This window comes from Bradyrhizobium sp. 27S5 (genome assembly GCF_037217225.1).
Lineage (GTDB): Bacteria > Pseudomonadota > Alphaproteobacteria > Rhizobiales > Xanthobacteraceae > Bradyrhizobium > Bradyrhizobium septentrionale.
The window spans coordinates 8,255,625-8,279,927 of sequence record NZ_CP147714.1 but is presented as its reverse complement, the minus strand read 5'-3'; the positions used below and the strand labels follow the sequence as shown (position 1 = coordinate 8,279,927).

At 64.4% G+C, this 24,303-nt stretch carries 23 protein-coding genes; 10 read left to right on the top strand and 13 right to left on the bottom strand.

Going from position 1 to position 24,303, the window contains the following annotated elements:
* Nucleotides 1-5: 5 nt before the first annotated feature.
* Complete coding sequence (locus tag WDM24_RS38955; protein WP_338829483.1) at nucleotides 6-680, bottom strand: DUF927 domain-containing protein; 675 nt, start codon at nucleotides 678-680, stop codon at nucleotides 6-8.
* Nucleotides 681-954: 274 nt separating this feature from the next.
* Between WDM24_RS38955 and WDM24_RS38950 the strand changes: the two genes are divergently transcribed.
* A complete protein-coding gene (locus WDM24_RS38950; protein WP_338829482.1) occupies nucleotides 955-1,335 on the top strand; it encodes a hypothetical protein in 381 nt (126 codons plus the stop codon).
* Between the two features lie 97 nt (nucleotides 1,336-1,432).
* Here the strand turns inward: WDM24_RS38950 and WDM24_RS38945 are convergent, their stop codons facing one another.
* From WDM24_RS38945 to WDM24_RS38920, 6 genes are all read right to left on the bottom strand, one after another.
* Entirely contained in the window at nucleotides 1,433-2,929 is a 1,497-nt protein-coding gene (locus tag WDM24_RS38945; RefSeq protein ID WP_338829481.1) for a sugar ABC transporter ATP-binding protein, read from the bottom strand.
* Nucleotides 2,926-4,023, bottom strand: a complete 1,098-nt coding sequence (locus tag WDM24_RS38940; protein ID WP_338829480.1) for a hypothetical protein — start codon at nucleotides 4,021-4,023, stop codon at nucleotides 2,926-2,928. The genes WDM24_RS38945 and WDM24_RS38940 overlap by 4 nt, the downstream gene beginning before the upstream one ends.
* On the bottom strand, nucleotides 4,020-6,143 hold the full coding sequence (locus tag WDM24_RS38935) for an ABC transporter permease (RefSeq protein ID WP_338829479.1): 2,124 nt from the start codon (nucleotides 6,141-6,143) through the stop codon (nucleotides 4,020-4,022). Before WDM24_RS38935 ends, WDM24_RS38940 begins: the two co-directional genes overlap by 4 nt.
* A 70-nt stretch (nucleotides 6,144-6,213) precedes the next feature.
* Nucleotides 6,214-7,230 (bottom strand): sugar ABC transporter substrate-binding protein, encoded by a 1,017-nt coding sequence (locus WDM24_RS38930; RefSeq protein ID WP_338829477.1) that lies wholly within the window; start codon nucleotides 7,228-7,230, stop codon nucleotides 6,214-6,216.
* 36 nt (nucleotides 7,231-7,266) lie between these two features.
* Nucleotides 7,267-8,238 (bottom strand): ABC transporter permease, encoded by a 972-nt coding sequence (locus WDM24_RS38925; protein ID WP_338692797.1) that lies wholly within the window; start codon nucleotides 8,236-8,238, stop codon nucleotides 7,267-7,269.
* Nucleotides 8,235-8,966, bottom strand: a complete 732-nt coding sequence (locus tag WDM24_RS38920) for a TetR/AcrR family transcriptional regulator (protein WP_338832524.1) — start codon at nucleotides 8,964-8,966, stop codon at nucleotides 8,235-8,237. The genes WDM24_RS38925 and WDM24_RS38920 overlap by 4 nt, the downstream gene beginning before the upstream one ends.
* 372 nt (nucleotides 8,967-9,338) lie before the next feature.
* Between WDM24_RS38920 and WDM24_RS38915 the strand changes: the two genes are divergently transcribed.
* Entirely contained in the window at nucleotides 9,339-9,530 is a 192-nt protein-coding gene (locus WDM24_RS38915) for an MJ0042-type zinc finger domain-containing protein (RefSeq protein WP_029083160.1), read from the top strand.
* 42 nt (nucleotides 9,531-9,572) lie between these two features.
* Here the strand turns inward: WDM24_RS38915 and WDM24_RS38910 are convergent, their stop codons facing one another.
* Nucleotides 9,573-10,595, bottom strand: coding sequence for an AraC family transcriptional regulator (locus tag WDM24_RS38910; RefSeq protein WP_338692793.1), 1,023 nt, complete (start codon nucleotides 10,593-10,595; stop codon nucleotides 9,573-9,575).
* Nucleotides 10,596-11,092: 497 nt separating this feature from the next.
* On the opposite strand from WDM24_RS38910, the gene WDM24_RS38905 reads away from it, so the two are divergent.
* From WDM24_RS38905 to WDM24_RS38875, 7 genes are all read left to right on the top strand, one after another.
* Nucleotides 11,093-12,745, top strand: coding sequence for a fatty acid--CoA ligase (locus tag WDM24_RS38905; protein WP_338829475.1), 1,653 nt, complete (start codon nucleotides 11,093-11,095; stop codon nucleotides 12,743-12,745).
* A gap of 42 nt (nucleotides 12,746-12,787) precedes the next feature.
* Nucleotides 12,788-13,264: a MaoC family dehydratase gene (locus WDM24_RS38900; protein WP_166299552.1), complete on the top strand. Its 477-nt coding sequence runs from the start codon at nucleotides 12,788-12,790 to the stop codon at nucleotides 13,262-13,264.
* Nucleotides 13,261-14,964 (top strand): alpha/beta fold hydrolase, encoded by a 1,704-nt coding sequence (locus WDM24_RS38895; RefSeq protein WP_338829474.1) that lies wholly within the window; start codon nucleotides 13,261-13,263, stop codon nucleotides 14,962-14,964. Before WDM24_RS38900 ends, WDM24_RS38895 begins: the two co-directional genes overlap by 4 nt.
* On the top strand, nucleotides 14,957-15,922 hold the full coding sequence (phaZ, locus tag WDM24_RS38890) for a poly(3-hydroxyalkanoate) depolymerase (protein ID WP_338829473.1): 966 nt from the start codon (nucleotides 14,957-14,959) through the stop codon (nucleotides 15,920-15,922). The genes WDM24_RS38895 and phaZ overlap by 8 nt, the downstream gene beginning before the upstream one ends.
* A 16-nt stretch (nucleotides 15,923-15,938) precedes the next feature.
* On the top strand, nucleotides 15,939-16,367 hold the full coding sequence (locus tag WDM24_RS38885) for a phasin family protein (RefSeq protein ID WP_029083155.1): 429 nt from the start codon (nucleotides 15,939-15,941) through the stop codon (nucleotides 16,365-16,367).
* A 93-nt stretch (nucleotides 16,368-16,460) separates the two neighbouring features.
* A complete protein-coding gene (locus WDM24_RS38880) occupies nucleotides 16,461-17,678 on the top strand; it encodes an acyl-CoA dehydrogenase family protein (RefSeq protein ID WP_338829472.1) in 1,218 nt (405 codons plus the stop codon).
* A 73-nt stretch (nucleotides 17,679-17,751) separates the two neighbouring features.
* On the top strand, nucleotides 17,752-19,296 hold the full coding sequence (locus WDM24_RS38875; protein ID WP_338829471.1) for an acetolactate synthase large subunit: 1,545 nt from the start codon (nucleotides 17,752-17,754) through the stop codon (nucleotides 19,294-19,296).
* A 27-nt stretch (nucleotides 19,297-19,323) separates the two neighbouring features.
* Here the strand turns inward: WDM24_RS38875 and WDM24_RS38870 are convergent, their stop codons facing one another.
* The 5 genes from WDM24_RS38870 to WDM24_RS38850 all read right to left on the bottom strand — a co-directional run bounded on the left by WDM24_RS38870 (nucleotide 19,324) and on the right by WDM24_RS38850 (nucleotide 22,940).
* Nucleotides 19,324-20,559 (bottom strand): MFS transporter, encoded by a 1,236-nt coding sequence (locus WDM24_RS38870; protein WP_338829470.1) that lies wholly within the window; start codon nucleotides 20,557-20,559, stop codon nucleotides 19,324-19,326.
* Nucleotides 20,556-20,885, bottom strand: a complete 330-nt coding sequence (locus WDM24_RS38865) for a hypothetical protein (RefSeq protein WP_338829469.1) — start codon at nucleotides 20,883-20,885, stop codon at nucleotides 20,556-20,558. The genes WDM24_RS38870 and WDM24_RS38865 overlap by 4 nt, the downstream gene beginning before the upstream one ends.
* Nucleotides 20,872-21,447: an isochorismatase family protein gene (locus tag WDM24_RS38860; protein WP_338829467.1), complete on the bottom strand. Its 576-nt coding sequence runs from the start codon at nucleotides 21,445-21,447 to the stop codon at nucleotides 20,872-20,874. Before WDM24_RS38860 ends, WDM24_RS38865 begins: the two co-directional genes overlap by 14 nt.
* A gap of 48 nt (nucleotides 21,448-21,495) precedes the next feature.
* On the bottom strand, nucleotides 21,496-21,948 hold the full coding sequence (locus WDM24_RS38855) for a MarR family winged helix-turn-helix transcriptional regulator (RefSeq protein ID WP_338829466.1): 453 nt from the start codon (nucleotides 21,946-21,948) through the stop codon (nucleotides 21,496-21,498).
* Nucleotides 21,949-22,019: 71 nt separating this feature from the next.
* Nucleotides 22,020-22,940, bottom strand: coding sequence for a LysR substrate-binding domain-containing protein (locus WDM24_RS38850; protein ID WP_338829465.1), 921 nt, complete (start codon nucleotides 22,938-22,940; stop codon nucleotides 22,020-22,022).
* Nucleotides 22,941-23,206: 266 nt separating this feature from the next.
* On the opposite strand from WDM24_RS38850, the gene WDM24_RS38845 reads away from it, so the two are divergent.
* Complete coding sequence (locus WDM24_RS38845) at nucleotides 23,207-24,244, top strand: ABC transporter substrate-binding protein (protein ID WP_338829464.1); 1,038 nt, start codon at nucleotides 23,207-23,209, stop codon at nucleotides 24,242-24,244.
* The last annotated feature ends 59 nt before the right edge of the window (nucleotides 24,245-24,303 follow it).

The window sequence follows — 24,303 nt, the reverse complement described above, 5'->3', positions numbered from 1 at the left end:
AGACTTCAGCTTCTCGAATTCGGACTGACGTTCACCTTGAGAACTGGGAGTGCTGGTCGTCGAATTCTTGTCTTTTCTGCGCAAATTGCTCCTCGGCTTTTGTCGTCTGCGTTTCGTACTCCATTGCCGCGTGGAAGAAGGGTGTCGCTGTGGGCGAGAGCGACGCCTTCAAGTCCGTTCGCGGTTGCGCGCCACGATCGAACATAGCCGTTTGCATCGCCGCCGCCCCACACTGAGCCAGCGACATGCAGCGCGGTGCTTTTGCCCGTCGATGACGCGCCCTCGAAATGCAGCCCCCCGCCTTCCGCGGAGCATGGACCGACAAGCGGTCCGGCGAACGCTGCAGAGATGGCCAGCACCAGCCGCTTGTTCCCGCTGGCATAGCGCGTAACATTCTGCTGCCAACTCGCCAAGGTGCCAGACTGGCGGAAGGAGTGTTCATGAGCGGTCACGCTCTGCAATAGCAGAGTGTCGCGACGGTCAACGCCGAAACAGTCGTCCGGCATCACGAACGAATTGCTATGCCAGCCGGCTCGCTGCGTAGCTCGCGCTCGGTTTGGGCTTTTCACCTGAAGCAGGAAGCTATTGAACAGGCCGCGCGCGGTTTGGCTCGGCGCGATAAAAAATCGGCCGTCCATGAGGAGCTGACGCGCGATTCGACATCGGCCGAAGTGAATCACGATCAATTCCCTGACTGTCCGACGGTGTTTCCGTTTGTTTCCCCTGCGGATAGCAACTTCACGGCATCGCTAACCGCACACGGCTCGACGCGGCGGTGGCGCAGTGGAAGCCGGACGCCTAGCCCCGGAGGAAATACATCCGCATTGCTCGATCGCGGCGCTGCCTGTCCCGCTACGCAAACTTTCGTCTCAGCCGCAGAACCTGTTCGCCATGTCCGGCGACAAACATCTCAAGCCAACGGGCGGCGACCTTCAGTGCGTCCGGGAGGATGAAATGATGTCGGACAGGTCCATACTCGCCTGCATCGTCTGCAGCGCCGTGACGCTCGGTGCTCTGGGCGCGTCCGTGCATGCGCAGACGCCGTCGGGCTGCAAGGAGCCGCAGACCGGCACCAGTCGGGTCCCGATATTCTCGCCGCCGCTCGCCAATGTGGTGACGGGCACGGGGCGGCTGCAATTCTATTCGGCGCCGAATCTGCACTGTCCGGTCAGCGGTGTCTTCGTCATTCCGAATGACGAGCTCGTCGCCTATGCGCAAACTAGTGATGGCTGGTCGTCGGTGATGTACATCAATCCGCGGACGGGCAACGACGTCTCGGGTTGGGTGCGGTCGGCGAGGCTGAAGACAACCGGAACCGTTGGTCCAAAGCAGTAGGCGGCCAGGATCGCGGCTGATGCGGCGGGCTCGCTCAATGCGATCGTGCTCCGGCGATGGCATCGCGAGCTGGCCGTGACGCTTGCGCGTCGCGGCATCAATGGATCGCCGCGTACATGATCCTCTCCTCGGTGGCTTCGAGCGCGGAGAATTCCTCGACCACCTTGCCCTGGCGTGACACCAGGATGCGGTCCGAGAGCGCCATGATCTCGGGCAGATAGGACGAGATCACCACCACCGCCTTGCCCTCGTCGGCGAGCTGGTTGATCAACTCGTGGATCTCGACGATGGCGCCGACGTCGACGCCGCGCGTCGGCTCGTCGAAGATGATCAGCTCAGGCTCCTGCACCAGCGACTTGGCGATCACTACCTTCTGCTGGTTGCCGCCTGAGAGCTCGACCACCTTGGCCTCGTCGCCGATGGCGCGCACCTTCAGCCGCTGGGTCCAGGTCTTGCCGACCGAGTTGGTCTCGCGCCGCGACAACAGCATCCGCCCGCCGGGGAACTTGGAGAGCAGGCCGAGATAGATGTTGCGGGCGATCGAGGCGGTCTCGAAGAAGCCCTCCACCTTGCGGTCCTCGGTCACGTAGGCAATGCCGGCTTTGACCGCCGGCGCCGGGACCCGGTAGCGCACCGGCTTGTCATGCAGCAGGATCTCGCCGCCGTGGAAGAAGTCGCGCTTCAGCACGCCGGAGACGATCTTGAAGGTCTCGGTGCGACCCGCGCCGACCAGGCCGAACACGCCGGTGATCTGCCCGGCAAACACCGACAGCGAATTGTTCTTCACCATCGGCGCCATCTTGAGGTTCTGCACGGTGAGCACGCGCGCGCCTGCCGGCCGGACGCTGGTCTTCCGCGCGCCATACAGCGTGTTGGAGAGGTCGCGTCCGACCATCGCCTGCACGATCGCCGCGCGGTCGAATTTCGCCGCGTCGTCGGTGATGACGTGCTTGCCGTCGCGCAACACGGTGATGCGGTCGGCGAGCAGCAGGGCCTCTTCCAGGGCGTGCGAGATGAAGATGATCGAAACGCCGCGCTTCTTGAGGTCGCGGACCAGGTCGAAGAAGTACTTCTTCTCTTCCGGCGTCAGCGACGCGGTCGGCTCGTCGAAGATGATGACCTTGGCCTTGTGCAGGACCGCGCGCGCGATCTCGACCATCTGCTTCTTGGCTGCGCCGAGCCCGCTCACGGTCGCGGTCGGCGTGACATCGAAATTGAGCGATTGCAGGAATTGCTGAGCGGCGATGTAGATGCCGCGCAGCCTGTTGTAGAATTTCTCCTGCCCGAGAAAGAGATTTTGCGCCACCGTCATGGTCGGCACCAGGCTGTTCTCCTGGAACACCATGGCGATGCCGAGATTGCGGGCCTCCAGCGGCGTCCGCGGCGCGACCTCCGCGCCATCGACCGTCATGCCGCCCGAGGTCAACGCTACGACGCCGGCCATCACTTTCGTCAGCGTCGACTTGCCGGCGCCGTTCTCGCCGACCAGCGCGTGGATCTCGCCACGGCGCAGGTCGAAGTCGACGCCCTCGATGGCGGGCACGCCGGCATAAAGCTTGGTGGCCTTGCGCAGGGACAGCACGGTGTCGATCATAAGCCGACCTCCTCGGCGAGCCCGGCGAGGGGCAGTTTCAGCACGCGGCCCGGTCCCTTGGCGATCAGCACAAGGTCGTCGCCGATCTCGAGCGCCGCGACGACGCCGTGGTTGATGCCGTCGACCCGGCTGTGCAGCGAATACATTGGCTTGCCGTCTTCGCTCAGCCGGATCACGAGTCCGTAGGAACGTGGCGGCGCCCATGGCTTGATGACGCCCATCGTCTTGATGTGTGCGCCCTGCATCGGCTCCTTGAACGAGAAGCCGGAGCGCAGCCGCGGCGCCACCCAATAGGCCGGATCAATCTCGGCCATCATGCGGCGCCGGTAGCCCGGCTCGCGCAGCACGAACTCGATCAGCTGGGTGCGTGCGGTGAATGCGGTGAGCCAATAGCCGCCGCCCGCGGCCTTCGACAGCCGCGAGGGATAGACGGGCAGGTGACCGAGCACGACCTGCGGCGGCCTGCCGTCCGCGACCAGGACGAGACGATGCCGCCAGCTCTCGCTGACCAGCAGGCCATCGCCCTGCGCGCAGGCGCCGAAAGCGTAGCCGAGCTTCGACGCCAGCGGCTTCACCAACTTGGTCCTGGGATCGAGCCGGAACACCCGGCCGCTCCGGTTGAGCTCCATCAGGTCGCGCGCCCAGTCGTCGACGCCGCAGCTCGCCGAGCCGTCGGTGGCGATCAAGGTCCCGTCGTCCGCCGGCGTCAGCGCGTTGATCGCATTGAAGGCGGCGTCGCTGAACGTCACGCTCGGCTCGCCAGACGAGGGGTTGGCATAGAGTCGCACCTCGCGGCCGCCAAGCGCGACCGCGATGCCGCCGTCGGCGAGCGTGCAGAGCGCCGAGATCGGCCGATCGAAGCTGCGCAGCTCGGTCGCGGCACTGCCGTCGAGGCGCAGCAGGCGCCGGCCGTCGGCGACATAGAGATTGCGGCCGTCGGTTGCGAGGTCCTCGGGCGCCTCGCATTCCAGCACGGTGGTCGCGGCCTCCAGTTTCTGGTTCGGCTTCAGCGCACCGTCGAACGACGGCACGGTGATGGTGGCCTCGCCGCGGCCGAGAAAGCGGTTGGCGAATTCCCTGACAGCCGCGATCACGACAGCTTCCCCCAGCGCTTGTCATACTGCACGTAGTTCGGGTCCGCGTTGTCGAGTTTGTAACGGCCGATCCGGTTGTTCATGATGCCGCCGAGATAGAGATAGCCGCGATGCTCGCGCATCGAGGTGATCATCGGATGGTTCTCGCCGCGCAGGTCCCAGAACGATTCGAGAATCTTGCCCTGCTCGTTGAACTTGACGACGCAGCCGGTGTTGATGTTCGGGAACAGCCATTCGTCGACCGGGACGCGCTTGGCCATACGGCGGCGGAAGCCGGGCATCTTCCAGGCGAGGTCCAGCGAGGGGCTGCGCATGCCGACCAGCGCCAGCCAGTAATTGCCGTCGGAGGCGAGGTTGATGTTGTCGGGATAGCCCGGCAGATTGTCCATCACCACCTCGACCTGGCCCTTCTTCGGTCCCGCGAACCACAGCCGCTTGATCGAGCAGCCGAAGGTTTCGGCGAACAGGATCGACTGGCCGTCGCTGGCGACGCAGATGCCGTTGGGGAATTTGAGGCCGCGCAGCGCGGTGTGCGTGGCGCCGGTTTTGGTGTCGTAGCAGATGATGCGGCCGTTGCCGCGCGCCTCGAGGCCATCGATCGGCCATTCGTCCATCTCGTAGCGCACGGTGGCTTCCGAGAAGAAGATCAGGCCGTCGTCGGTGATGTCGAGGTCGTCGGCCAGCCGCAGGCGGCTGTCGTCGTTCACCGAATGCATGCTGCGATTGGTTTCATCGGTGGCCTTCTCGACCGTACCGTCCGGCTTGATACGGTAGAGGCCCATGCCGCCGATGCAGACATAGAGATTGTCCTGCCGGTCGAAGGCCATGCCGAGCGGCTGACCGCCGATATGGGCAAACACTTCCATGCGCTGATAGTCGGGCGCGTAGAAGCGCATGATGTCGCCATGGCGCGAGCCGGCATAGAGATTGTTGTTGCGATCGAGGATCACGTCCTCCGGCGCCTCGATGCGGCCGAGGCCGATCAGTTCGACGTCGCGCAGCTTGTCGTTCTGCTCGAACGGGCCGCCCTGGCCGATCTCGGTCGCGGGTGGCGGCGGCAAGGCGTGATAGGTCGGCGCGACATAGACCTTGCTGATGATGCGGGTGCGGTTCTTCTGCCAGCGGATGTCGACCATGGCCGCGATCAGCAGAATTCCCGCCAGCGCCATGCGGTTGATGCCGCCCCGCGCGTTGAGCGTGGTCAGGCCGTTGGTGATCAGGAGCACGATCAGCACGCCGACCAGCGATTTGGCGACCGAGCCCTTGCCGCCGCCGAGCGTGATGCCGCCGAGCACGGTCGCGGTCAGCACGATCACCTCGAGGCCAACACCGATGTCGCCGCCGACGGTGCCGAGCCGTGCCGCGAAGAACAGTGCGGCGATGCTGGTCAGTACGCCGCTTGCGACATAGCAGAGTGCGATGGTGCGGCGAACCGGAATGCCGGAATTATAAGCCGAGCGGCGCGAGCCGCCGATCGCGGTGATGTGCCAGCCCGGGCGCAGCCGGGTCATGAAGATATGGCCGAAGATCGCGATGACGATGTAGACCAGTGCGACGCTCGGAATGCCGAACACGTCGCCGCCGCCGATGAAATTCCAGGACGGGATGTCGGGGAAGGCCGCGGCAATCGAATTGGAGTAGCGCTGGATCAGGAGATCGAACGCCGAACGGTAGATGATCAGGGTGATCAGCGTGGTGATGAAGGCACGCAGCCGCAAGTATCCGATCAGCACGCCGTTGACGGCACCGAGCAATGCGCCGCAGAGGAGGGTGGCCACCACAACTGCCGGCACCGGCCAGTTCAGCACGTCGAGCAGATAGAGCGCGCAGAAATCCGTCAGCGCGAAGATCGATCCGACCGACAGATCGATGCCGCCGACGATGACCACCAGCGCCATGCCGAGCCCGATGAAGCCGATTTCGCCGGCCTGCCGCGCGGTATCGGCAAGGCTCGACGGCGACAGGAAGTGATCGATAGAGCGGCTGAGCGCGAAGCCGACGATCAAGAGCAGGATCACCGGAATTGCGGTCTCGGTCCAACGCTTCGACAGGATCTCGCCGAGGAGATGATCCGGCCAATAGCGGTAACGCAGGCTCGTCAAGGTGTCGCGCATCGGCATTCCAAAGGCGTTCGATTTGGGAGGTCGACGTCCCGGGCGTGACCCGGGACGTCGAGCGGGAATGGCGAGGCTATTTCTTCAGGTCACTGAGATTCCAGCACGCGGTCTGGCTGTCCGCGTTCTCCTTGGTGATCGGAATCAGGGTCGTGTATTCCGAGCCCTTGATCGAACCGGCCTTGGCGCCCGACGACAGCAGCCACTTGATCGTGCCGGCCATCTGCGCGGCCTGGGTCGGCACGTCGTAGCTCAGGTTGAGGTCGAAGGCGCCGGACTTCACGAGCTCGCAGGCGCCCTTGCGTTCACCGCCGCCGGAGGTCGCCACGAACACCTTGCCGGTCAGGCCGGCTTCCTTCACCGCGGCTGCGGTGCCGATGTCCATGCCGTCCCAGAAGCCGACGATGCCGCAGAGGTCGGGATTCTGCTTCAGCACCGTCTGGGTGATCGCCTTGGCTTTCGCCGCATCCCAGTCAGCCGCCTGGCTCGACACCACCTTGATCTCGGGATGCTTGGCGAGCACGTTCTCAACGCCCTTGAGCGTGTAGGCGCTGGCCGCCGCCGAGAGCGCGCCCTGCACGATGGCGATCTTGTTCGACTTGCCCTGGCAGGCCTTCACCACCGCCTCAGTGTCTTTCTCGCCGATCTCGATCCAGTTGGCGCCGACGAAGGCCGAAGAGCGATAGGCCGAGCCCATGTTGATCTGGATGACGTAGATGCCTTCGTTCTCGGCGCGCTGCAGCAGCTTGGCATAGGTCTGCACGTCCGGATTGTGGATCACCATCACGGCCGGCTTTTCCGAGATCAGCGAGGTCACCGCCTGCGCGCCGGCATTGGTGTTCCAGTTCGGATCGCGGATCTCGAACTTGACGCCGAACGGCTCAAGCTCCTTCTTCATGCCGGCGTACCAGCCTTCGGTGAGGTCGAAGTTCATGGCGACCGGAACGTAGGCCACCGTCTTGCCGGCGAGAGCCTCCTTGAACGGCTTCTGGAACGGCTCGTCGAGGCCCTGCTGGGCCAGGGCCGGTGCGGCGATGGCCGCAAGCCCCAGTGCTATGGCGGTCACCTTTGCAGAACTGACAATGCGCTTCATCGCTTCCTCCTTGGTTATGGTTGTTTCTCTGCTTGATCAGATGTCGCCCTGCTGTGCGGTTTCTTCGTTGCGCGGGTTCAGGAATGAATCCGTGATGACCGCGAGCAGCAGGACGACACCCTTGACGAGATTTTGTCCGGCGTAGGAGATGTCCATGATGGTCATGCCGTTCAGCATGGTGCCGATCAGCAACGTTCCGATGATGACGTTGAGCACGCCGCCGCGGCCGCCGGACAGCCCGATGCCGCCGAGCACGACGACCAGGATGACGTCATAGATCAGGGTCGAATTGAAGATGCGGGTCGGCATCGAGTTGACGGAGGCCGCCATCACCAGACCCGCGAAGCAGCCGATCAGCGCCGCGACGACATATTGCAGCACGATGATCGGGCGCGAGGGGATGCCGGTGACGCGGGCCGCATAGGGATTGTCGCCGATCGCGTAGATGTAGGCGCCCCAGCGGGTCCGGCGCAGCAGGAACGCAACCACCGCGCAGGCGATCGCGAACATCACGATCGAGGTCGGAATGCCGACGATGGTACCTTGTCCGAGCCGCTCGAAGCCGGCCATGCCGTCGCTCCACTGCACGACGTCGAGCTGGAACAGCGCGGTCTGGCCGAGGCCGGCGAGCAGCAGGCCGCTCGCCAGTGTCGCGAACAGCGACGGAACTTCGGCGTAGGCAATCAGCCAGCCATTGACCAGACCGAAGCCGATCGTGAGCAGCACGGCCGTCAGCAGCGAGGCCGGCAGCGAGTGGCCGTTCTGCACCATCTGCAGCACGAGCCCCGGAGGTACCGCGAGGGCTGCGATCAGGGAGATGTCGATGCCGCGCCCGATCACGACGATCGCCATCGCAAGCCCGAGGATGCCGAGCACCGCCACGTTCTGCAGCAGCGTCAGCATGTTCTCCGGGGTCAGAAAGCCGCGCAGGAAAATCGAGAACGCCAGGAAGAGGGCAGCAAATACCGCGAAGACGATCTCCTGCTGATTGAACCGCAATCGCTTCATTGCCTCGTCCTTCCTGCGGCTATGGCTGTTCCCGTCTGCCTGGATTTTGCGCGGGAGGTGGTCGCGACGCGGCTCGGCCGCGCTCTGCCGGCGACCGCGGCGTCGATAAACGTGCCGACGGCGTTGATGTAGGCCTCGATCGAGGTGCCGCGTCTGCGGTATTTCCAGCGTTTGACGTACCAGTCCTGCAGCAGCGGCTTGATCAGCGAGGCCGTCAGCATGATCTGATCGATCGCGAAGACCCCGCTGGCAACGCCCTGCCTGAGGACGTCGGCGATGATCTTCTCGGTCATCACCTCCATCTCGATGGCGCGCTGGCGTTCTGCGGCCGGAAACGACTTCGCTTCCATGAAGCAGAACACGAACCAGGGCTGCATCGCCTCGCTCATGCGAATATGGGTCGCGACGATCCAGTGCAGATGCTTGCGCGCATCCTGCTTGACGTTGGCGGGCGGCGAGTTGAGGACCTCCGCCGCCGTCTCGGCGACCTCGCCGAGGATCATCGACAGCAGCGTCGGTTTGCTGTCGAAATAGGTGTAGAGGCCGCCCATGCTGAGGCCGGAGGCCTCTGCGAGCTGGCGCAGGGTGGTGGCGTGAAAGCCGTGCTTGTTGGAAAGCGTGAGCGTCGCGCCGATGATGCGCGTGAGGTTCGGAACGGCGAGATGCGTTTTCTGGACCCGGATGGAATCGCGATGACGTTCGAGGATGCGTGCGCAAAGCACCTCCATCGCGAACGCATTCGTCCCCGGCCGCTGACGCGCGAGACCCAAATTGCCTCCCTGGCTATGTTCCCGGACCATTTCATTTTGTTGCTGGTCCGGGTGTGGGCTTTGCGCCCTTGCGTCATTCCTAGCCTACGAAACGGCCGTCGGAAAAGGGGGATGAGCAAATTTTCTGAGAGAGCGCTCGCTCGTTTTTTAGCGCATTCGCTTTGTTTGCCTGTGGCCCAGCATTGCTCTTGCGGCTCTCGGGAATTTTTCGGTTGAAAGGACAGCACAAATTCCCGGTGCTCCGGTCGACCTACATCCAGCTAGGCGGCCGTCACATTTCCGACGATGGGTGTGTGGGAAAACTGCAGAGAGCAACCGCTTGCTGATTCGATGCGCAAATCCGATGTGACTTGTCCCCATTGCGAGGCCGGCTATCGCCGGATCGAATTGACGTCGAAGGGTGGCACCGCAGGTGAGTTTCGCTGCCTGGTGTGCGGCCACATGATCGAGCTGATGGATGGTTCGACCGATGTCGCGTTTCGGCTGACCGTGCAGCCGAGCAAGACGTCCTACGCCTTCTAGAAGCTGTGCGTTCGCGCGCGAGATGATGCGACGGTCCCGCAACTATTCGCCGCGGATGTCGCTCGGCGCCTTGTTGGTCCAGCGGTGGAACGCGCGCCGGAAGTTTGCCGCGTCGCTGAAGCCGAGCGCCAGCGCGATGTCTTCGTTGGCCAGCGTGGTGTTGCGGAGATATTTCAGGGCAATCTGGGTGCGCAGCTCGTCGTGCAGTCCGCGAAAGGAAAAGCCCTGCTGACGAAGCTGACGCCGCAACGACCGGTCGTTCACGCCGAGCTGCTTGGCGATGGCCTCGAACGTCGGGGGATTTGCGATGTCGCGGAGCAGGATGGCGCGAATTTTGCCGGCAACGCCGGTTCGTAATCTCAAGTCTCCGAGCAAGTCGTCGCAGAGCGCCACGATGGTCGGATATGTCGTCTTGTTGCCGAGATCCGCGCTCCGGTCCAGCAATTGCGCCTTGAAGACGATCTGGTTGGCGGGCTGATCGAAGCGCACCGGACATCCGACATGGTCGAGCGGGAGATCGAAGTCCGCCGCCTGCGGGTAAGCGAGCGTGATTTCGGAGGGGACAAAGCCCGGCCCCATGATGTCGCGCATCAGAGAGATGTGGATGCCGATCTGCATCTCGGCGACGAAGCGGTAGAGCGCGGGATCGGCAAACGCGTGCAGATTGGGCTCGATGGTCCATCTCGCATGGGCCTTGTCTTCAGTGAAGTCGATCGCAGCCAGTGGCGCCGCGAGCGCGTGATAACGCATCGCGAATTCCATCGCCTTGCGGAAGTCCGGGCAGCACAGCAGCGCATAGCCGTACATTCCGTACGTCGAGATGTGGATCGACGCACCGATTCGATAGGGCAGATGACGGTCGGTCGACAGGCGCAACGCGTTTTGACAGACCGTTATCAGCTGCGTCAGCGAGATCCGCGCTTGCGGCGAATGAACCTCGGCAAGCGGAATGTTCGTGTTGCGCAGGATGGCGTCGGCCGGGACGCCGTGACTCGCCAGCATGTCGAAGACGGCGCCGAGCTTGGTTGTCTCGTAGACCTTGTCGCCGGCGCCGACGCTCAGCATGTCGCTGCGAGGGCCCAGGGGTCTCTTCGGTCGCGTGGTTGGTTGCAACTCGCACCAGCCTTTCCTGCGGCGCAGCAAATAAAGACGACAACGTGTGAGGCGACCCAGCTTCTCCGACGCGGCGGATTGCGGTTCGGCGTCATCACGGAACATAACTGGTTCGCGGCACAACCCAAGAAATATCACCAGTCATATCCGCAGACATATCAGCGGGTTCGCCCTTGTAGCAAGGCAGCAGAAAGCGCGTCGAAAAGACGCCGCCGGCGTCAGAGAGAGCAGCTTTGTTCAAGACGGCGGCCGTCGATGAGAGCAGCTTGTCCGGCTAAGACCCCGCCGATGTCCGTTTCGGACCTTCACAAATCTCGGGCATCACGCGAGGCTTCGTCCTAATGTCACACGGTCAGGCCGTCGTGACAAAAGACGGCAGACCACGCGATCCGCTCGCTTAAGAAATGCGGACGTTGGCCGGAGGACATGCCAGGTCGAGGGAGGCTTCCATGGTTGGAAGACTGATTCAGACTGCCCAATCCGCCTATCAATATCCACTCATCTTCAAGCAGCTCTGGCACACGCCGCGCGTGCAGGCGCCGGACCAGGAGATCGTCTATCGCGATCTCAAGCGATTCACCTACCGGCAGACGAGAGAGCGGATCGGCCGGCTCGCCTCGGCGCTCAGCAAGGCAGGCGTCGAACCCGGCGACACCGTCGGCGTGCTCGAATGGGACAGCCACCGCTTCCTCGAAGCCTTCTTCGCGATCCCGATGATGGCGGCCGTGCTGCAGACCGTGAATGTCCGCCTGTCGCCGGAGCAGATCGCCTACACGATCGATCACGCCGGCGCATCGACGCTGCTCGTCAACGACGAGTTCGTCGGACTACTTGAAGGCATCAAGGCGCAACTGCCCAAGGTCAAACGGCTGATCGTGATGTCGGACAAGCCGTCGCCGCAGACCGGCGGCCTGTCCTTCATCGGTGAATATGAAAGCCTGCTGGCTGCCGCTTCGCCCGACTACGACTTTCCCGATTTCGACGAGAACACCCAGGCCACCACCTTCTACACGACAGGGACGACCGGCCTGCCGAAGGGGGTCTATTACAGCCACCGCCAGCTCGTGCTGCACTCGCTCGCCGGGCTCGCGCTGTTCGGCATGGCGGGGACCCAAGGGCGTTTCTCGCGCGACGACGTCTACATGCCGATCACGCCGATGTTCCACGTCCACGCCTGGGGCTTCCCCTGGTCGGCGACGCTGGCCGGCACCAAGCAGGTCTATCCCGGCCGCTACGAGCCGGCGATGCTGGTCAAGCTGATCAAGAGCGAAGGCGTCACCTTCACCCACGGCGTGCCGACCATCCTGCAGATGCTGCTCAACGCCGCCGCTGCGGCGAACGTCGATCTCAAAGGTCTCAAGATGGTGATCGGCGGCTCGGCGTTACCGAAGGCGCTGGCCAAGCAGGCGATGGCGGCGGGCATTGACATCTTCGCCGGTTACGGCATGTCGGAGACCGGCCCGCTCGCCGCGGTCTCCCATGTCCAGTCCAAGGACCTCAGCGGCGATCCCGATGGCGAGGTCGAATTCCGCACCCGCGCCGGCATCGCCGGCCCGCTGGTCGACCTGCGCATCGTCGATCCCGACATGAAGGACGTGCCGCATGACGGCAAGTCCGCCGGCGAGATCGTGCTGCGGGCACCTTGGCTCACCCAGGGCTACTTCAACAATCCCGAGGGCTCGGAGCAGCTCTGGGAGGGCGGCTATCTGCACACCAGCGACATCGCGGTGGTCAGCCCGGGCGGCTACGTCCAGATCACCGACCGCATCAAGGATGTGATCAAGACCGGCGGTGAATGGGTCTCGTCGCTGCAGATCGAGGATCTGATCACGCAATGCGCCGGTGTTGCCGAGGCCGCGGTGATCGGCGTCAAGGACGAGAAATGGGGCGAGCGGCCGCTCGCGCTGGTGGTCAAGAAGCCCTCCGGTGCCGACGGCCTCAGCGACGTCGCCATCAAGGACCACCTCAAGGTGTTCGCCGACAAGGGCGTCATCTCGAAATACGGCATCCCCGGGACGATCCTGTTCATCGACAGCATCCCCAAGACCAGCGTCGGCAAGATCAACAAGAAGGAGCTGCGCGAGCAGTACGGCAACATGTGAGCGCGCAGGCGCAGCCGAGAAGGGATCGAGGAGGACCACAAGATGAGCAACCTCACGCTTGCCGGCCTGGGCGAACATGTCGGACGGGAGCTCGGAATCTCCGACTGGGTCACGGTCGACCAGCAACGTATCGACGCCTTTGCGTCCTGCACCGGCGATCACCAGTGGATTCATGTCGACGTTGAGCGGGCCAGGCGCGAGAGCCCGTTCCGCGGTCCGATCGCGCATGGCTATCTGACGCTCGCGATGGTGGCGCCGCTTGCGATGCAGGTCGGCATCATCCCGCGCGACGCCGCAGCCGGCCTGAACTACGGGATCGACAAGGTCCGCTTTCTGGCGCCGGTGCCGTCCGGCGCCCGCGTCAGGTTGCGCGTCGTGCTTGCCGGCATCGAGCCGAAGGACGGCGGTCAGGTGATCATGAAAACCCAGAACACGCTGGAGGTCGAAGGCTCGGAGAAGCCGGCGCTGATCGCCGAAACGCTGGCCCTTCTGATTCCCGCGGCGGGAGCAAAGCAATGAGCACAGAAAATCGCGGTCCGGATTCGCCGGCGTCTGACGTGTCCGAGGCGGCGTCCAGGAATACGCTGGCGCTCAATCCACTGGTCGGCATCCAGGGCCAGGACCTGGTCGAGGGCGCCGGCATCCTGTTCAAGGCCGTCATCAACGAACCCAAGGTCGCGACCGAGCAGTGGCTGTCCTTCGTCGGCGAACTCGGCTCCATCGTGTCCGGCAAGTCCGAGCGCGCGCCGAAGGCGGGCGACAAGCGGTTCGCCGATCCGACCTGGAAGGAGAGCTCGCTGCACTCTGGCCTGCTCAAGGCCTATCTGGCCTGGGGCGAGGCGGTCAACGGCCTGGTCGACAAGACCAGCCTCAGCGATATCGACAAGCAGCGCGCGCACCTGATCACGGAAATCCTGATCGACGCCGTCGCGCCGACCAACACGATGCTCACCAACCCGGCGGCGGTCCGCAAGTTCATCGACACCGGCGGACAGAGCCTGTGGTCCGGCCTGAAGAACTACATCGGGGATCTGACGCAGAATCGCGGCATGCCGTCGATGGTGGACATGAGCGCATTCAAGGTCGGCGACAACCTCGCGACCACCCCGGGCGCCGTGATCTTCCGTAACGAGCTGCTCGAATTGATCCAGTACACGCCGACGACGCCGACGGTCAGGAAGCGGCCGCTGGTGATCACGCCGCCGCAGATCAACAAGTACTACGCGCTCGACCTCTCGCCGGACAAGAGCATGGTGCGCTTCCTGCTCGAGAACGGCATCCAGGTGTTTGCGGTGAGCTGGCGCAACCCGACGGCGGCGCACCGCGACTGGGGGCTGGACACCTATGTCGCAGCGCTGGACGAGGCCGTCGACGCGGCGCGCGAGATTTCCGGCAGCGAGGACATCTCGATGATGGGGTCCTGCTCCGGCGGCATCACCGCGTCAGCTTATTTCGCGACGCTTGGCAGCGCCGCCGAAAAGAAGATCAAGAACCTGGTGCTGGCGGTCTGCCTGCTCGACCCCAACTCGGCCGAGGAGAGCACGTTCGGCTGCCTGATGACACCCGAGACCATGCGCGCGGCGAAGGCCTCGTCGCAGCTGCGCGGCATTGTCGATGGCCATGACCTGGCGCGGATGTTCGCCTGGATGCGGCCCAACGATCTGATCTGGAACTACTGGGTCAACAACTATCTGCTCGGCAACCAGCCGCCGGCCTTTGACATCCTGTACTGGAACGCCGACACGACCCGCCTGCCGGCGGCGCTGCATGGCGACTATCTCGATCTCTATTTCTCCAACCCGTTCGTCAACGCCGGCAAGCTTAAGCTCAACGACAAGACCATCGACATGAGCAAGGTCAAGGCCGACAGCTACGTCGTCGCCGGCATGACCGACCACATCACGCCGTGGAAGGGCGTCTACAAGACGGCGCAAATCATGGGCGAGGGCACCACCTTCGTGCTGTCGAGCAGCGGGCACCTGCAGAGCCTGATCAATCCGCCGAGCAATCCGAAGGCGTCCTTCATGATCGGGCCGATCTCCACGGACAAGCCCGAAGCGTTCATGGCCTCGGCCGAAAAGCGCAAGGGGAGCTGGTGGCTCGACTGGCGCGACTGGCTGCAGCCGCGCTCTGGCGACGAGGTCAATGCGCCGGCCGTGCTCGGCAGCACGCGCTATCCGACCCTTGCTGCGGCTCCAGGAACCTACGTCTTTGACTGAAGATCTCACCAGCGCCGACAAGGCAAGTCCGGCAAAGGTTGGGCCGGCAGCCGCCACGCAGCGCGGCGCGATCGAGACGCGGCAGGTCACGATCGACGGCCAGCTGCTCCAGGTCGCGATCCGGCATGGTGACGGCAGCGCGCCGCCGCTGTCGCTGTTCAACGGGATCGGCGCCAATTGGGAGCTGGCGCGGCCGTTCCTGGAAGCGCTCACCAATACGACCGCCATCATCTTCGATGTGCCCGGCGTCGGCGGGTCGCCAAGGCCGGCGTGGCCCTATCGTCCGTCAACGCTGGCGCGGCTGGCCGCCGATCTTGTCGCGGAGCTCGGCCATGCCGAGGTCGATGTCGCCGGTGTGTCCTGGGGCGGTGGAATTGCGCAACAGTTCGCGCATCAGTTTCCAAAGCGCTGCCGGCGGTTGGTGCTTGCCGCGACGGCGCCGGGTTTCACCATGGTGCCGGCAAGCCCTGCGGTGCTGTGGAAGATGGCGACGCCGCGCCGCTACACCGACAAGGGCTACATGAAGACGGTCGCCGCCGACATCTATGGCGGGGCGTTTCGCGATGACCCGTCCCTGATCGGCCGGCATGCGGCGGCGATGCATGGCGTGCGCAGCATGGGTTACTTCTATCAGCTGCTCGCGATGACCGGCTGGACCAGCCTGCCATGGCTGTGGTCGTTGCCGGAGCCGACGCTGATCCTGATGGGCCGTGACGACCCGCTGGTGCCTCCGATCAACGGTCAGATCATGGCAAGCCTGATCCCGAACGCCGAGCTGCACATGATCGACGACGGGCACCTGTTCATGGTGACGCGGCCAAAGGAAACCGCCGGCCTGATCGAGGCATTCCTGGCTGACGAGAGCCGTCAGGCCGTGTCGTCATCGCTGCTCACGCGCACCACCAGTTACCTCAGGGATCTCGTTCCAACGTCCGGAGACGGGCGGCAAAAATCGTAACCACAGGGAGGACATCATGACGGATAACAGCTCATACATCGATATGCTGCGGAAGTTCGGTAGTGATCTCGGCTTGCCGAAGCTGAACGTGGACGAATTGCTGCAGGCCCAGAAGAAGAACCTCGAAGCGCTCGGCCAGAGCGCGAAGGTCGCGGCGCAAGGCGCGCAATCGGTGGCGCAGAAGCAGCGCGAGGTGCTGGAGGCCGGGCTGCGCGAGGCCTCGACGCTGGCGCGCGAATACAAGCCGCTTGGCAAGGTCCACGAGAACCTCGCGTTGCAGACCGAATTCGCGCGGAAGATGTTCGATATTGCGGTGAAGGGCGCCCAGGACAGCGCGTCGACCGCGCGGCAGTCGACCACCGACGCGGTCAAGATCATCCAGGACCGCATGAAGGAAAGTTTTGAGGAGTTCCGCAGCAGCGTCCGTCCGAACAAGCCGACCTGACGTCACGACACGACGAATCCCGGCAGGACGTCGCGTTCTGCCGGGAGCGCGAGATATCAAGGCGAAACATCGCCAGGCATCAGGGAGGACACCATGGCAAACGCGCAGGCAACACGGGCCGCCAAGCCGGACTACGCGCCGCCGCCGATCAACGGCGATTTCTACGGGATTGCCAACGTCCTGAACGAGACGGAACGCGCGCTGGTGCGGCGCGTGCGTGAGTTCACCGAAGGCGTGGTCGCGCCCGTGATCGAGGAGTTCTGGGCGCGCGACGAATTTCCGTTCGCGATCATCCCGAAGATGGCCGAGATCGGCATCGGCGGCGTCGGCTATCAGGGTTACGGCGCGGCCGGCGGCAGCTGGCTTCTGAACGGCTTTGTCGCGATGGAATTGGCGCGGGTCGATTCCTCGGTGGCAACCTTCTGGGGCGTCCACACCGGGCTCTCGGCAGGCTCGATCTATCTGTGCGGCGATGAGGCGCAGAAGCAGCGCTGGTTGCCGGCGATGATGCGCTTCGAGAAGATCGGCTCGTTTGGTCTCACGGAGCCGCTGGTCGGCTCCGCCACGTCAGGCGGGATGCTCACGACCTGCCGGCGCGAGGGTGACGTCTGGATCCTCAACGGCCAGAAGAAGTGGATCGGCAACGCCACCTTTGCCGACATCAACGTGATCTGGGCGCGCGAAGAGGGCTCCAACCAGGTCAAGGGCTTTGTCGTGGCTAAGGACAATCCCGGTTTCTCGGTCGAGAAGATCAAGACCAAGATGGCGCTGCGCGTGGTGCAGAACGGCCTGATCACCCTGAAGGACTGCCGCGTTCCCGAGGCGGACCGCCTGCAGAACGCCAACACCTTCAAGGATACCGCCAAGGTGCTGCGCATGACCCGGACCGGGGTGGCGTGGTTCGCCGTCGGCTGTGCGATGGGTGCCTATGAGCACGCGCTGCGTTACGCGACCGAGCGGCAGCAGTTCGGCAGACCGATCGGCGGCTTCCAGCTGGTGCAGGATCTCCTGGTCAGGATGCTCGGCAACGTCACCGCGACGCAGGCGATGATGTTGCGGCTCGGGCAGTTGCAGGATGAAGGCGTGATGCTGGACGAGCACGCCTCGCTCGCGAAAGCGTTCTGCACCGTCAAATGCCGCGAGACCGTCGGCTACGCGCGCGAGCTGCTCGGCGGCAACGGCATCCTGCTTGAGAACCATATCGGCCGCTTCGTGGCGGATGCCGAGGCGATCTATTCCTATGAGGGCACCCGCGAGATGAACACCCTGATCGTCGGCAAGTCGATCACGGGATTGAGCGCCTTCGTCTGACAAGACGAAACCGGACGCCCGGGTGGGAACATCATAACGAGCCAGGCGATCAACCGCACGACGGAGAAACGGCATGAACGGCGCGGAAAGTCTTTTGCGGACGCTCGTCGAATCGGGTGTCGAGGTCTGTTTCGGCAATCCCGGCACGTCGGAGATGCACTTCGTCGCAGCGCTCGACAGGGTCGCGGGCATGCGGGTCGTGCTTGGCCTGTTCGAAGGCGCGGTGACCGGCGCGGCCGACGGTTATGGTCGCATGGCAGAGAAGCCCGCCGCGACGCTGCTGCATCTCGGGCCGGGACTCGCGAACGGACTGGCCAATCTCCATAACGCGCGACGCGCGGCGACACCGATCGTCAATATCGTCGGTGACCACGCGACCTATCACGCGCAATATGACGCGCCGCTCGCTTCCGACGTCCATGGGTTCGCACGGCCGGTCTCCGCGTGGGTGCATTCGTCGGCAAGTGCCCAGACTGTTGCTGCGGACGGCGCTCGTGCCGTTGAGGCGGCGTTGCAATATCCCGGTCAGATCGCGACCTTGATCCTGCCCGCCGACACCGCCTGGCTGGAAGCTGATCGTCCGGCGCCGGCCTTGCCGAAGCCGATGCCGGCAGAGGTTTCGACCGAGGCGATCGACCAAGCCGCGGCCGCGCTCCGATCGGACAAGAAAACCATGATGCTGATCCGCGGGGCCGCGCTGAAGGAGCGCGGGCTCAACGCAGCCGGCCGGATCGCCGCGGCGACCGGCGCACGGATCGCCTGCGATACCTTCGCGCCGCGTTGCCAGCGCGGAGCCGGCCGCGTGCAGGTCGAACGCATTCCCTATTTCGCCGAGCAAATCGTCGAGTTCATGAGCGGGACGGAGCAGCTCATCCTGGTCGGCGCCAAGCCTCCCGTCAGCTTCTTCGCCTATCCGAACAAGCCGTCCTGGTGCACGCCCGAGCATTGCCGGATTCTCTATCTCGCCCACGCGCATGAGGATGGCGTCGTCGCCCTGGAGGCCCTCGCCGACGCAGTGAAGGCTGCAGGTCGGCCGCTGCACGTCGGCGCATTGAACAAGCCGGACATTCCGGCCGGTCCGCTTGATGCGCGGACGGCCGGACAGGTCATCGCCCATTATCTTCCTGATGGGGCCATCATTTCCGACGAAGGCGCAACGGCAGGCGGCGGCATGCATCGGTTTGCAGCCACGATCGCGCCGCACGATCATCTGACGCTGACCGGTGGTGCGATCGGGCAGGGCATCCCTCTCGCCACAGGCGCTGCGGTCGCCTGCCCGGACCGGAAAGTCGTCTGTCTCCACGGTGACGGTGGAGCGATGTATACGCTGCAGGCGTTGTGGACGCAGGCCCGGGAGCAGCTCGACGTCACCACGGTGATCTTTGCCAACCGCTCCTACGCGATTCTCAACATCGAGCTCGGGCGGGTCGGAGCCGGCGATCCCGGACCCAAGGCCTTTTCGATGCTCGATCTGCACAATCCCGAGCTTGATTGGGTCAAACTCGCGTCCGGCATGGGCGTAGAGGCGAGCCGCGCAACGTCGGTCGAGGAATTCGCGAACCAGTTCGCCAGCGCGATGAAAGATCCCGGTCCCCGTCTGATCGAGGTTCTTTTGTGATTTTAAGCGTCGGCTTGACCGAACTGCTTACCGCTTCACCGCGGGCGGCAGTTGGCTTGCTTCGACATCCCGTTGCGACAGGAAAGCAATGGCGACGATCGCGGCGGCAAAGCCGGCGGCGGCGCCGACCCCGAGCGCCCAGCGCGGGCCGAGATGATCGGCGACCCAGCCGACGATCGGTGCGCCGATCGGCGTGCCGCCGAGCGCCACGCCCAGCCGCAGCGCCATCACGCGTCCACGCATCGCGGGCTCGGTCGAAAGCTGCATCAGCGCGTTCGAGGTGTTGGTGACGGTCAGCGCGGCGACGCCGATCACGACCAGTGCCGCGGCAAACAGCCAATAGCTCGGCGCCAGCGCGGCCAGCGTGCAGCCCAGCCCAAAGATCGCTGATCCCAGCATCAGCGAGGCGAAGCGCGGCTGGTCGCGGCTTGCGGCCAGCAGCGCACCCGACATGGTTCCGAGCGCCATTATCGACGACAGCAGGCCAAAGCCGCGCGCATCGGTGTGGAACACGCCGACCGCCATGGTCGAGATGAAGATCGGGAAGTTCAGTCCGAAGGTGCCGATCAGGAACAGCATGATCAGCGTCGCCCGGAGATCGGGGCGCGACCACACATAGTGGAAGCCCTGCATGACGCTGCCCTTGGTGCGATGGGCGCGGGCGTTCGGGCGCAGCTCGGAGCTGCGCAGCAGGGTCAGCGACGTCAGCACCGCCAGGAACGATGCACCGTTGAACAGGAACGCCCAGCCGGTGCCGACCGAGGCGATGATGAGGCCGGCGACGGCGGGGCCGATCATGCGCGCGGCGTTGAACGAGGTCGAGTTCAGCGCGATCGCATTCGACAGGTTGGTGTCGCTGACCAGCTCGGCCACGAAGGTCTGGCGCACCGGGGCATCGAGTGCGGCGGCACAGCCGAACAGGAAGGCGAACACATAGACGTGCCAGAGCTGCACCAGTCCGGTGACGGTAAGAATCCCGAGCACCAGCGCGAGCGCGCCCATCGTCGCCTGCGTCGCCATCAGCAGCTTGCGCTGGTTGAAATGATCGGCGGCATAACCGGTCCACGGCATCAGCAGCAGCTGCGGTCCGAACTGCAGCGCCATCACGATGCCGACGGCGGATGCGCTATGCTGTGTGAGCTGGGTGAGGACGAGCCAGTCCTGGGCGGCGCGCTGCATCCAGGTGCCGATGTTGGACACCAGCGCGCCCGCCGCCCAGATCCGGTAGTTGAAGCTCGCCAGCGATCGAAAGACGCGTCTCATGTTCGCTGCGGTTCATTGCCGCCGTGAAACCGTCCGAACCGCCGCGCCAGAAACATTCCGATCAGGAGGCCGCCGAGACCGAGCGCCGCGACGTCGCTGGTGGTCCTCAAGCCGAAGTCGCCGACCCGGCAGACCAAGAGATATCCGACGGCGAGGTTGAAGAAGCCCCACACGATGTTGACTGATGATGACGACAGGCCCTCGCCCGGCGGTTTCGCGAACGGGCTCTGGAACGGTTCGCCCATCATACCGGCGACGACGTGGGGGATGGCGTTGGTGAGGAAGGCGCCGCCAAAGAAGTAGGCGACGAGGTCAAGCCAGTTCATGCGCGTTGGTCCTTTCAAGGAGGTCGATGATCGCCTGCGTCGAGCCGGCTTCGCCGAGCCGCGGGAACACGTGTTCGACGCTGTAGGCATGCGCGTTCGGCCGCACATCGGTCATGGCGTCGATCGCCAGCGTGACGTTGAAGCCCGCCTCATAGGCCTGCCGTGCGGTGGATTCGACGCCGGTGCCGGTCGCGACGCCGGCGATCACGACTTGGGTGACGCCGCGGGCTCGCAGCTGGTTCCCGAGATCGGTGCTCGCAAACGCGCCCCATGTCCGCTTGGTCACGACAATGTCGTCCGGCTGCCGCTCGAGCTCCGGGATCAGGTCGGTCCAGCCGTCGGGAAACTGTCCACCTTGGCGCGGCCGCTCGGTGCGTCCCGGCGCAGCGCCGTCAACATTGACCAGCACGACCGGCAGTCCGCGCTGCCGGAATGCGCTGATGAGCGCGCAGGTCCGCGCCACGACGTCTGCGAACGGATGCATGAAGGGCGAGCCGACCAGCCCGCGTTGCAGATCGACGACGATGAGGGCGGTGACCGGATCGAGCGTCGTCAGAGCCATCATCGTTTCCTTGTCCAGCGGATGTTTCGCGCGATCGGCGCGGCCGCATCAATCGTTGACCAGCCGCTTCAGCAGGCCGACGGCGGCGGCGAGCTCTTCCTGCTCCCGCGGCGTCAGCCGCGCGGCGATGGTGCGCGAGAGCCAGTCCTGCCGCGCCGCGCGGCCGGTGCGCAGCCGCTCGCGGCAGGTCTCGGTGAGCGACATGATGGTCTGCCTTCCGTCGTCCGGATCGGGAGCGCCGCGGACCAGGCCCGCGGCCTCGAGCGCTGCGATCGCCGAGCTCATCGACTGCGGACGCATCCCCTCCGATCGCGCCAGGCTGGACACGGTCGCGGGGCCGTTCTTTTCCAGACGAAGCAGGACCGCAACCTGGGACGGCGGCAGATCCTCGCGTTGGCCCTGCTCGCGAAGCCGGCGCTTCAGCGTGCCAATCAGCAAACGAAGGTCTTCAGCGAGCGCGGAGGTGCGCGCCGAGCCGGTACGGGCGGGTGAACTGCTCATACGAAGTCGATAGTAGATATGAAGATAAACTGTAAAGTTAATCTTAGCAGTTAAGCTTCATAATTCCGTGATCAGCCCATGCCGGTCGCAGTCTCGCCGTCCAGCGCAACGAGCGCTTGCCGCAGGGTTTCCACCAGTTCGAGCGCGACGGGCGAGGGGCGCCGCTGCGGTGGAAACACCGCGGCGAATTCGAAATCGATCCGCGGCAGGAAGTGGCGCGCCACGACGCCGCGGCTCTCGAACTCCCGCGCCGTGAACGGATCGCAGAGCGCGACGCCAAGACCGGACGAGACCAGCCCGCACATGATCTCCGACAGCATCGTTTCGACGCGCAGGATGCGGCGGACATCGTTGCGGCTGAAGGCCTGGTCGATGAGGTGGCGGCCGGTCGAGCCGGCCGACAGCGAGATGAACGTCTCGTCCTCGAAATCGCCCGGCTCGAGCGTGGCCTTGCTGGCGAGCCGGTGGCCGGCGGGAAGAATGGCGACGCGCGGCAGTGCGGGCATCCGCACGCATGGCAGGCCGGAATGCGCGATCGGGGCCTCGGCAAAGCCGATGTCGCATTGATTGTTCAGCACCCAGTCGATCACGATCGGCGAGATCACGCCGAAGAAGGCGAGGTTGAAATTGGGCCGCTCTTTCAGGAAATGTCCGGTGAGCCGCGGCAGGAAGCCGTTGGACAGCGCAGGCAGCGCGGCAATGCGCAGCGTGCCGGTGCGACGGCTGCGGATTTCTTCGGCAGCCGCGGTGATGCGCTCGAGGCCGACGAAGGAGCGTTCGACCTCCATATAAAGTGCCGTGGCCGCCGTGCTCGGCACCAGCCCGCTGCCACGCCGCTCGAACAACTCCATCTTCAGCAGCGCCTGGAAATCGCGGAGCAATCGGCTCACCGCCGGCTGGGTCACGGCCATCAGCTTGGCCGCCTCGGTCACGCTGCCGGTCAGCATCATGGCCCTGAAGGCCTCGACCTGCCGTGGATTGATCCGCGCCAACTTGTTCGTCCTTCATAATATTTCGGCATATGGAGCCTGCCATTATTCATTGGACGGCGAAAGCGAGGGCTGCGATCTTTTTCATCAAGTCTGGATACCGCATGTTTTTTCAGCAGATTGGAATGGCTGAAAGGACGTAGACGGTTTCTGGATACCGTTTTATTGCTCGATCGAGCTTTGAACGGGCGCAGGGCCAACCACACGCGCCGGCCTCCCGGTCATCGACTGCCGGGACGCCGCTGCGCAGCGAAATGGGAGCTTGGACGATGAAGACTCTTCGCCTTCTGTGCGCAGCCAGCCTCGCGGCGCTGGTCTCGGTGTCGTCGCAGGCCTCGGCCCAGCCGACGACGCTCTATGTCGCGGGATACGGCGGCTCGTACGAGAAGACGATGCGCGACGAGGTGATCCCCGCGTTCGAGCAGGCCAACGGCGTCAAGGTTCAATATGTCGCCGGCAACTCGACCGACACGCTCGCCAAGTTGCAGGCGCAGAAGGGGAACCAGCAGATCGATGTGGCGATCGTCGACGACGGTCCGATGTACCAGGCGATCCAGCTTGGCTTCTGCGGCAAGCTCGATGGTCTTTCCAACGTCGATCTCTATGACACGGCGCGCTTCAAGGACGATCGCGCGGTTGCGATCGGCATCGTCGCGACCGGCCTGATGTACAACACCAAGGTGTTTGCCGAGAAGGGCTGGGCGCCGCCGACGTCCTGGAACGATCTGAAGGATCCAAAATACCGGCAGCAGCTCGTCATTCCGCCGATCAACAACACCTACGGCCTGGAAGCGCTGCTGATGCTGGCGCGGATGAACGGTGGCAGCGAAGCCAATGTCGATGCCGGCTTCAAGATCTTCAAGAACGACATCAATCCGAACGTGCTCGCCTATGAGCCGTCGCCGGGCAAGATGACCGAGCTGTTCCAGTCCGGCCAGGCGGTGCTCGCGGTATGGGGCACCGGCCGGGTGCAGAGTTTTGCCAGCACCGGTTTCCCCGTCGACTTCGTCTACCCGAAGGAAGGTGCCGCTACGCTGCTCACGACCGCGTGCCCGATCGCCAAGCCGAACGCGTCGCCGCTCGCCGGCGCCTTCATCAAGATGCTGCTTGATCCGAAGATCCAGCTCGTGCTGCTGAAGGAATATGGCTACGGGCCGGTGCTGAAATCGCTGGTGATCCCGGAGGGGCTCGGCAAGATGGCGCCGATCGGCGAGCGCGCGGCGAAGCTCTACAATCCCGACTGGACGGCGATCAACGAGAAGCGCGAGGACTGGACCAAGCGCTGGAATCGCGAAGTCGAGCGCTGAGCTCTCGCGAGGGCCGCCTCCCACCCGCGCCATCAATCCCGGCTCCTTCAATATCCGGA

What these genes read in the sequence shown, in the direction of transcription:
- WDM24_RS38945 (WP_338829481.1), bottom strand. Translation starts at nt 2,929, where the DNA reads ATGATCGACACCGTGCTGTCCCTGCGCAAGGCCACCAAGCTTTATGCC.
- WDM24_RS38860 (WP_338829467.1), bottom strand. Translation starts at nt 21,447, where the DNA reads ATGGCTCTGACGACGCTCGATCCGGTCACCGCCCTCATCGTCGTCGAT.
- WDM24_RS38915 (WP_029083160.1), top strand. Translation starts at nt 9,339, where the DNA reads ATGCGCAAATCCGATGTGACTTGTCCCCATTGCGAGGCCGGCTATCGC.
- WDM24_RS38910 (WP_338692793.1), bottom strand. Translation starts at nt 10,595, where the DNA reads ATGCTGAGCGTCGGCGCCGGCGACAAGGTCTACGAGACAACCAAGCTC.
- WDM24_RS38935 (WP_338829479.1), bottom strand. Translation starts at nt 6,143, where the DNA reads ATGCCGATGCGCGACACCTTGACGAGCCTGCGTTACCGCTATTGGCCG.
- WDM24_RS38885 (WP_029083155.1), top strand. Translation starts at nt 15,939, where the DNA reads ATGACGGATAACAGCTCATACATCGATATGCTGCGGAAGTTCGGTAGT.
- WDM24_RS38845 (WP_338829464.1), top strand. Translation starts at nt 23,207, where the DNA reads ATGAAGACTCTTCGCCTTCTGTGCGCAGCCAGCCTCGCGGCGCTGGTC.
- WDM24_RS38895 (WP_338829474.1), top strand. Translation starts at nt 13,261, where the DNA reads ATGAGCACAGAAAATCGCGGTCCGGATTCGCCGGCGTCTGACGTGTCC.
- WDM24_RS38950 (WP_338829482.1), top strand. Translation starts at nt 955, where the DNA reads ATGATGTCGGACAGGTCCATACTCGCCTGCATCGTCTGCAGCGCCGTG.
- WDM24_RS38855 (WP_338829466.1), bottom strand. Translation starts at nt 21,948, where the DNA reads ATGAGCAGTTCACCCGCCCGTACCGGCTCGGCGCGCACCTCCGCGCTC.
- WDM24_RS38900 (WP_166299552.1), top strand. Translation starts at nt 12,788, where the DNA reads ATGAGCAACCTCACGCTTGCCGGCCTGGGCGAACATGTCGGACGGGAG.
- WDM24_RS38930 (WP_338829477.1), bottom strand. Translation starts at nt 7,230, where the DNA reads ATGAAGCGCATTGTCAGTTCTGCAAAGGTGACCGCCATAGCACTGGGG.
- WDM24_RS38870 (WP_338829470.1), bottom strand. Translation starts at nt 20,559, where the DNA reads ATGAGACGCGTCTTTCGATCGCTGGCGAGCTTCAACTACCGGATCTGG.
- WDM24_RS38920 (WP_338832524.1), bottom strand. Translation starts at nt 8,966, where the DNA reads ATGGAGGTGCTTTGCGCACGCATCCTCGAACGTCATCGCGATTCCATC.
- WDM24_RS38875 (WP_338829471.1), top strand. Translation starts at nt 17,752, where the DNA reads ATGAACGGCGCGGAAAGTCTTTTGCGGACGCTCGTCGAATCGGGTGTC.
- WDM24_RS38905 (WP_338829475.1), top strand. Translation starts at nt 11,093, where the DNA reads ATGGTTGGAAGACTGATTCAGACTGCCCAATCCGCCTATCAATATCCA.
- WDM24_RS38880 (WP_338829472.1), top strand. Translation starts at nt 16,461, where the DNA reads ATGGCAAACGCGCAGGCAACACGGGCCGCCAAGCCGGACTACGCGCCG.
- WDM24_RS38865 (WP_338829469.1), bottom strand. Translation starts at nt 20,885, where the DNA reads ATGAACTGGCTTGACCTCGTCGCCTACTTCTTTGGCGGCGCCTTCCTC.
- WDM24_RS38925 (WP_338692797.1), bottom strand. Translation starts at nt 8,238, where the DNA reads ATGAAGCGATTGCGGTTCAATCAGCAGGAGATCGTCTTCGCGGTATTT.